The sequence below is a fragment of the Acinetobacter sp. 1424608 genome (genome assembly GCF_000588255.1).
Taxonomy (GTDB): Bacteria; Pseudomonadota; Gammaproteobacteria; order Pseudomonadales; family Moraxellaceae; genus Acinetobacter; species Acinetobacter nosocomialis.
The window spans coordinates 67,240-75,665 of sequence record NZ_JFXL01000018.1 but is presented as its reverse complement, the minus strand read 5'-3'; the positions used below and the strand labels follow the sequence as shown (position 1 = coordinate 75,665).

Genomic DNA, 8,426 nt, shown 5'->3' with positions numbered 1-8,426 from the left:
ATGATATACGCTGAATTATCAGGAGACTTTCCCTTGGGAGATTCTAGGCAGCCAACTTATAAAAGTCTTCGGCCATTTGATTTGGTGTCTTAAAACCCAAACCCTTTTGAATTCTTCGATGATTATAAAATAATTCAATGTATTTTATAATATCTGCTTTGGCTTCTTCTCTGGTTTGATAGTTGTAATGATGCACTAACTCATTTTTCAGTATTCCCCAAAAGCTTTCAATCGGTGCATTATCGTAACAGTCTCCGCGCTTGCTCATTGAACCTTGAAAACCATATTGCTCAAGTATATTTCGATATTCATGGCTGCAATATTGACTTCCTCTGTCTGAATGCACAATCAGTTCTTTGGTTGGTTTTTGATTGTGAATAGCCATATTTAGCGCATTACAAACAAGCTGTGTTGTCATGCGCTCATTTAAGCTATAGCCAACCACTTGCTTCGTGTAAAGGTCTTTTACCGCTGCTAAGTACAGCCATCCTTCAACAGTCCATATGTACGTAATATCACTTGACCATGCTTGATTTGGTCTAGTCATTGAGAATTGTTGCTCCAGCAGGTTTTCATAGATCGCTCGATTATGGTCACTATTCGTAGTCCTTTTAAAACGCTTGTGTCGCTTACAATACAGGTGGTTCAGCGCTTTTATCTGACGTACAGCGTACATACTCATTTTTATACCCTGAGCTTGTAAGTATTTGGTTAATCGAATATAACCATAGCTCTGCCTTGTCTCCTCATGGGCTATTTTCACCAATATCGTCTGTTGATTTCGTTGAATCGTTCTTTTGCTCACGCCTCTCTTGAGCCAATCATAAAAACATGAAACTGAAACATGAAGTAATCGAGCCATTAAGGTAATTGGAAAAGAATATCTTTTTTGTTTCATATAGGCGTACCTTACTGACTTTCTTTGGCAAAGTACGCTGCTGCCTTTTTTAAAAATTCACGTTCCATTTCAGCTATTTTGAGCTGTTGTTTGAGTTTTTTATTTTCTTCGAGTAGAGCGTTTAGATCAGGTGAATACTGTTTTGTACCTGCTAAAGTTCCAGCCTTTGCTTTGGTATTCCAATTTGAAAGAGTTTGCATTGAAATGCTAAGTTGTCTAGCTGTTTCCGAGACATTGCCTTGATTGGCTTCAATTAATTTGATGGCTTCAGCTTTAAATTCTGTGGTGTAAGTCTTGTGTTTCTTGCTCATGGTAAACTCCTGATGAGTGTGTTTAGTTTACCAAGTTAAAACCTCCTGTTTTTTCAGCACACATCAGAAATGAATAACTGAAAACTTTGGACTATTTTCTAATTCGATTATAGATTGTTCTAAAAAATCGAAAGCATTTTCAATTAATCGATTAAATTTATTATTAATTATTTCTGATTTGCTCACTCTACTACACCACTAAAAACCCATCATCAAGATAGAGCTTTTTAGAATAAATTTCAATCAGTTACAACCAAAATATTAAGATTTTTTGTGGATTGGCGATACCCTGCTTTTTTTCTATGATGAGTTCATACAGGAACAGGATGTTTTGGAGCAAAAAATAGGGGCATGCACTAGGAGCGTGAGATACGACAGAAGTCATATCTAGCAACCAAATACGAAAAAGCCCGACAGGATGTCGGGCTTTTTTTATGTTTCAAACTGCATATTAATATAGCTTTATGCTTTAAAGAGTTAAGAAATAGCACATATACTTTAGTAAATAATCTTGATTATTTATCAATCTTCCTGAGACACCCTATTAGCGATTGAATTAAAAAAGATTAAAAAGTTACTCCTATACCAGATACTATTTAGTAATTTCTTGTTTTAAGAAAAATTATTAGATATACCCATGATATTAAAATATATCATTTGAATACTTTTTCTTCTGTTGATCTTGCACTCCTTGTGTATTATTAAGATATTCAATTAACTCTTTAAGAGCTATTAAATAAAAAGAACTTGTACCTGAGGTTAATAAATGAGTAATCCCATGGTAACGACGCTGATGTAAATTATCTAAATCCAAATATGAGATTATGTCATAATTTTTTTTCCATTCATTCCCAACTTCCCAAACTATAGTCAAATGAATTTCTTTTTCATTTTTATATTCACTCTCAAAATCACCAATTAATGCATCTAAATTATACTTATATTCTAGTATTTTAGGCGGGCTTGAGACTTCTTTTAATGAAGATGAATCATCGATACCCAAAGGGTTTTTTTCAATATCAAAAATATGATTGTCAACTGGCTCTTTAATTGTAAATTTAAAAATACCATCATATTGTTTTATTTGACTTGTTGCATAAAGCTTAATACCCCTAATTACTCCACCAGCAATTAACTGATTAAATAAAACTATTACATCTTGTTCAGATTGCGGCTCTGAAACAATAGAAATTTCATTTACAGGCAAGAAAAAATTTTGATTGGTTAATCTTAGTGGATTTGTTTGTTCATGATTCTCTTGTGCCCTAACCCACTCATGCAACTCAATCTCTTTATCAATATCAGGTTTGGTACCACTATCATTTTTTAAAAGTTTTTTCCAATTCTTAAACTTATTAACAATTTGCACTGAAATTTTTTCAGCGATTTCTTTTAATTCAGGTTGAAAGCCTTTCCGACCTAAATCAGGATCTGCATCTTTAAAATGAATGACTACATGTGTCTGGTTCTGATATCCAATATTCGAAGTCAGTGGAATTACTATAACTTCTCCTTGTATCATTTTATTGTTAGCGAGCTGTAATCCACCTCTTAAAACTCGATAGCCCTTACGAAGTTTTGCCTTATTATCGTTAAGCTCATCCCATACAGAAGTAGAATAGGTGAAATACCCATACGCCTCAACATTATATTGTTCGATTAATTCTATATCTTTTTGTTTTAATAATTGACATAGTTCATTCGTCGAAAAAAACTCATATATCCCATTTGAATGAAAATATCTTTGTGGTAAGGAGGTTGGGTCTTTATTTGCCTCCAATAATTTCTTTTGATAATCCAATACTTCTTTTAAATTAACGCTTGCTTTAATTTTTACATGAGGAAAAATATACTCTGCCAACTGACTTTCTAATATATTCTCAGTACCATTTTTATCTATGACTTTTAAGTTGAAAAAAATATTTTCATCTTCAGAATCTAAAAATCGTATGGTTCCTAAAGGTGTTTTAGTTAATAGTAAATATAGCCACTGTTCTGGTGTGGTTGCCATATACCATGCTAAATCTTTAGGTCTCGTATTTTCTCCACCAAAAAATAATTTAAATATAGACCCCCTATCAACCGCATTAAAATCATCATCTTTAAAATCTGATTGAGTAACTATAGGTCTTGTTACAACTCCCTTATAATCTTCAACCCAGTTTCTACCATTTTTCAATTCACCAATAAATTCATATGTTCCATTTTTTGTTCCAAAATTAAGCTTATTAAATCCATACCCAATATAAGTTGCCCCTACTCCTTTATTCCCACGGCTTTCACCATTATTTTTAAAAGATATGTTGGGAGCTAGGAAAGATTGAAACTCTTTTTCATTAAAACCTGTACCATTATCAACTATTAAAAAAGAATTTTCTTTTAAATTAATAGTTAACCAAATTTTTCTTTTGTAATCTTGATCAATTTCATTCTTTTTACGGCGATCAACTGCATCCATAGCATTTTGTATTAACTCTGAAAAAGAATCGTACATACCGACATAAGATTTTAAAATATTTTTTATTTCTCTTTTTTGTGCGGCAGATACTATTTCTGTGTCGGCTTCTCTACCAGATGCAAGCGGATCCCAAACCTTATTTTCCATATCTTTATCTTCATTTTTAAATATTGCTACATATATTAACAAACAGTAATAAGATTTTTAAAACCTTCTTACAAAATTAATTTAAACAACGCCAAGAAATTCTGAGCAAAACGCTGTAATACGCTACCTGCTTTACATACAAAAATTCTCTTCTTCCGTATCTAAACAGCAAGACACAGATACTTCCTCAATTTCATTTTGTACGATTTATCTTACAAACTTTTAGGGATTTTGCGGATTAGCGACTCCCCGCTTTTTTTCCTATGATGAGTTCATACAGGAACTGGATGTTCCGGAACACAAAACAACAATGATAGATTCATGCATCAGGACGTGAGATACGACAGGAGTCATATCTAGCAACCAAATACGAAAAAGCCCGATAGGATGTCGGGTTTTTTATAGTCTTTTATAAATATAATACTTATCTAAAGTTATAATCTATATACTCTTAAAGCCTCTCCCATCCCTTCAACTTCCAAATAATAAGATCCATTATTTCTATAGATAACTGCTTTTGGGCGATATTTATAGCTATATTGATACTTATAAGATGCTAATTTCCATATGCTTCCATTATCAAGCTCATAGGTTTTATCACCATCCCACCCTTCAAATTCATCAATAATTCTAGACTCGTATATTTTTTCCATTTTTTATACTCAACAAAAAACCCCATCATCAAGATAGGGCCTTTTAGAATAAATTTCAATCAGTTATAGACTAAATATTAAGCCACTTGGCCTTCTAAAAAGTCCTGCGCAAAACGCTGTAATACACCGCCCGCTTCATATACAGAAACTTCTTCTTCTGTATCTAAACGGCAAGTCACAGGCACTTCAAGAATCTCTTCTTTACCATCCGCTGTAGCACGTTCAATCACTAAAGTTAAAGTCGAACGCGGCGCGATATTACCAATCACGCTATAAAGCTCTGTACCATCTAGCTTTAAAGTCTTGCGGTTTACACCCGGTTTAAACTCGAGTGGTAACACGCCCATACCCACCAAGTTAGTACGGTGAATACGCTCAAAACCTTCTGCCACAATCGCTTCTACACCTGCAAGGCGTACACCTTTCGCAGCCCAGTCACGGCTTGAACCCTGACCGTAGTCAGCACCCGCGATAATGATTAACGGCTGCTTACGGTTCATGTAGGTTTCAATCGCTTCCCACATACGCATCACTTCGCCTTCTGGCTCTACACGCGCTTTTGAACCTTGCTTAATAGTACCGTCTGAACGGCGAACCATTTCGTTATAAAGTTTCGGGTTTGCAAATGTTGCACGTTGTGCAGTCAAGTGGTCACCACGGTGCGTTGCGTATGAGTTGAAGTCTTCTTCTGGTACGCCCATTTTGTGAAGGTATTCACCCGCAGCCGAGTCCATCAAAATAGCATTTGAAGGCGATAAGTGGTCGGTAGTGATGTTATCACCCAAAATCGCAAGCGGACGCATGTTCGCCAAAGTACGTGGTGCAGCCAACGCCCCTTCCCAATATGGTGGGCGGCGGATGTAAGTACTTTGCGGACGCCAATCGTAAAGTGAGCTCTTCGCTTGTTCAACTTCGCCCAAGTCAAACATTGGAATGTAGACTTTACGGAACTGTTCAGGCTTCACGGCTTGCTTAACTAACGCATCAATTTCAGCGTCAGATGGCCAGATGTCTTTGAGGTAAATCGGGTTACCTTCTTTGTCATAACCTAACGCATCTTTTTCGATATCAAAACGAATCGTACCTGCAATTGCATATGCCACAACAAGCGGTGGAGATGCCAAGAACGCTTGTTTTGCATATGGATGGATACGGCCATCGAAGTTACGGTTACCAGAGAGTACTGCGGTTGCGTACAAGTCACGGTCAATAATTTCTTGCTGAATAGCTGGATCTAACGCACCAGACATACCGTTACACGTTGTACAAGCATAAGCCACAATACCAAAACCAAGTTTCTCTAAGTCTTTTAGAACACCTGCTTCTTCAAGGTAAAGTGCAGCCGCTTTTGAACCCGGTGCAAATGATGATTTCACCCAAGGTTTACGAACTAAGCCTAGCTCATTTGCCTTACGTGCTAACAAACCTGCCGCCACGGTGTTACGTGGGTTAGAGGTATTGGTACATGAAGTAATTGCAGCAATAATGATTGCGCCGTCTGGCATTAAGCCATCAGAACGGTTTTCAACTACACCTGCAATGCCTTTTTCTTTTAGGTCGCTGGTTGAAACACGTGCATGTGGGTTTGATGGACCAGCAATGTTACGTGTAACTGTCGATAGATCAAAACGTAGTACACGTGGGTACTCTGCTTTGGTCATTTCAGATGCCCAAAGGCCAATTTCTTTTGCGTACTGTTCAACCAATGCCACTTGAGCATCTTCACGGCCTGTTAGGCGTAAGTAGTCGATTGTGTTTTGGTCGATGTAGAACATCGCAGCCGTAGCGCCATACTCAGGTGTCATGTTCGAAATGGTTGCACGGTCGCCCACAGACATACTGTCAGCACCTTCACCAAAGAACTCAAGGTAAGCACCAACTACGCGTTCTTTACGTAAGAATTCAGTTAGAGCCAACACGATATCTGTTGCAGTAATGCCTGCTTGACGCTGACCAACCAACTCAACGCCAATAATGTCTGGCAGACGCATCCAAGATGCACGGCCTAACATTACGTTTTCAGCTTCTAAACCACCCACACCTACAGAGATTACGCCCAAAGCGTCGGTATGTGGGGTATGTGAGTCTGTACCGACGCATGTGTCTGGGAATGCTACGCCATCACGCGCCTGAATGACCGGAGACATTTTTTCTAGGTTAATCTGGTGCATAATGCCGTTCCCTGCAGGGATCACATCGACATTTTTAAATGCGGTTTTAGTCCACTCAATAAAGTGGAAACGGTCTTCGTTACGGCGGTCTTCAACAGCACGGTTTTTTGCAAAAGCGTCTGGGTCAGCACCACCATATTCCACTGCTAAAGAGTGGTCAACAATGAGCTGTGTTGGTACAACTGGGTTAACTTTAGATGGATCGCCGCCCTTCTCAGCAATCGCATCACGCAAACCTGCAAGGTCAACCAATGCAGTTTGACCCAAGATGTCATGACACACCACGCGCGCTGGATACCAAGGAAAGTCCAAGTCCTGACGGCGTTCAATCAACTGCGTTAAATAAGCAGTTAAGTTCTCGGCATCGGCACGGCGTACCAACTGCTCAGCGAGTACTTTAGAGGTGTAAGGCAGTTTTTCGTATGCGCCTGGCTGAATATCTTCAACGGCTTGACGCACATCGTAATATTCAAGCTGGGTACCTGCCAGCGGTTTACGGTATTTTGTGTTCATTAACCACGCTCCGCCAATGGTTTAAATTCGAGGTTTTCAGGGCCTGTGTAGTTCGCGCTTGGACGAATGATTTTGCCGTCTTGGCGTTGTTCAATCACGTGTGCTGACCAACCTGCTGTACGTGCAATTACGAATAACGGTGTAAACATTGCAGTTGGAACACCCATTAAGTGATAGCTCACCGCACTGAACCAGTCGAGGTTCGGGAACATGTTTTTCACTTCTTTCATCACTGCTTCCAAACGCTCAGCGATGAGGTACATTTTGGTGTTCTCTTGCGCTTCTGCTAAGTCATGTGCCACTTTCTTGATCACTTCGTTACGTGGGTCAGAAACTGTATATACAGGGTGACCAAAACCAATCACGACTTCTTTGTTTTCAACACGTTTACGGATGTCAGCTTCTGCTTCGTCTGCATTGTCGTAACGTTGTTGAATCACGAATGCAACTTCGTTTGCACCACCGTGCTTAGGTCCGCGAAGTGCACCAATACCGCCTGTAATTGCCGAGTACATGTCAGAACCTGTACCTGCAACCACACGTGACGTAAATGTAGATGCGTTGAACTCATGCTCAGCATACAAAATAAGTGATGTATGCATCGCTTGAATCCACTCTTCACATGGTTTTTCGCCATGAAGTAAGTGCAAGAAATGCGCTGCAATTGAGTCGTCATCTGTTTCAACTTCAATGCGACGACCGTTATTGCTGAAGTGATACCAATAAAGCAGCATTGAACCTAAGCTTGCCATTAATTTGTCAGCAATGTCTTTTGCGCCCGCTTCATTGTGGTCTTCATGTTCTGGAGTTAAACAACCTAGTACTGAAACACCAGTACGCATCACATCCATTGGGTGTGCAGATGGTGGTAATTGCTCAAGTGCAGTTTTAAGTGCTGCCGGTAAACCACGAAGCGCTTTTAATTTTGCTTTATATGCTTTGAGTTCAGCTTTGTTTGGTAATTTGCCATGTACGAGCAAGTGAGCAACTTCTTCAAACTCGCTACCTGCCGCAAGGTCAAGAATGTCATAGCCACGATAGTGCAAGTCGTTACCGCTGCGTCCTACGGTACATAGTGCTGTGTTGCCTGCAACTTGTCCGCTAAGTGCAACTGATTTTTTTGGTTTGAAGCCTGTTGTTGTTTCATTTGAGCTCATAAGATTGTCCTTTCCTATCTATCTGAATTTGTTGTTTGTTCAATTTTTACTTGGGTGAAAACGCGACAGCGTCTTGCCGAGTTCTCATCCAATTTTTGATTTAACCTGCCGTTCGCCT

5 protein-coding genes are annotated in these 8,426 nt (G+C 38.9%); all 5 read right to left on the bottom strand.

The window, feature by feature from the left end:
- Nucleotides 1-43: 43 nt before the first annotated feature.
- Nucleotides 44-1,209 (bottom strand): IS3-like element ISAba22 family transposase gene (locus tag J678_RS19220; protein WP_085940844.1). Its coding sequence is split into 2 segments (ribosomal slippage): nt 44-951 and nt 951-1,209, totalling 1,167 coding nucleotides; the frame shifts between segments, so codons are not numbered across the junction.
- A 643-nt stretch (nt 1,210-1,852) separates the two neighbouring features.
- The gene (locus J678_RS19210) at nt 1,853-3,814 is read right to left on the bottom strand and encodes an ATP-binding protein (protein WP_031956243.1); all 1,962 of its coding nucleotides are present in this window, start codon (nt 3,812-3,814) and stop codon (nt 1,853-1,855) included.
- Nucleotides 3,815-4,248: 434 nt separating this feature from the next.
- The gene (locus J678_RS19205) at nt 4,249-4,467 is read right to left on the bottom strand and encodes a hypothetical protein (protein WP_016142555.1); all 219 of its coding nucleotides are present in this window, start codon (nt 4,465-4,467) and stop codon (nt 4,249-4,251) included.
- Nucleotides 4,468-4,544: 77 nt separating this feature from the next.
- On the bottom strand, nt 4,545-7,151 hold the full coding sequence (gene acnD, locus J678_RS19200; protein ID WP_031956246.1) for a Fe/S-dependent 2-methylisocitrate dehydratase AcnD: 2,607 nt from the start codon (nt 7,149-7,151) through the stop codon (nt 4,545-4,547).
- Complete coding sequence (gene prpC, locus J678_RS19195; protein ID WP_031956248.1) at nt 7,151-8,308, bottom strand: 2-methylcitrate synthase; 1,158 nt, start codon at nt 8,306-8,308, stop codon at nt 7,151-7,153. The genes acnD and prpC overlap by 1 nt, the downstream gene beginning before the upstream one ends.
- Between the last annotated feature and the right edge of the window lie 118 nt (nt 8,309-8,426).

Bases quoted from the DNA above. Each gene is read 5' to 3' on its own strand.
- J678_RS19210 (WP_031956243.1), bottom strand. From the start codon at position 3,814: ATGGAAAATAAGGTTTGGGATCCGCTTGCATCTGGTAGAGAAGCCGAC.
- J678_RS19205 (WP_016142555.1), bottom strand. From the start codon at position 4,467: ATGGAAAAAATATACGAGTCTAGAATTATTGATGAATTTGAAGGGTGG.
- acnD (WP_031956246.1), bottom strand. From the start codon at position 7,151: ATGAACACAAAATACCGTAAACCGCTGGCAGGTACCCAGCTTGAATAT.
- prpC (WP_031956248.1), bottom strand. From the start codon at position 8,308: ATGAGCTCAAATGAAACAACAACAGGCTTCAAACCAAAAAAATCAGTT.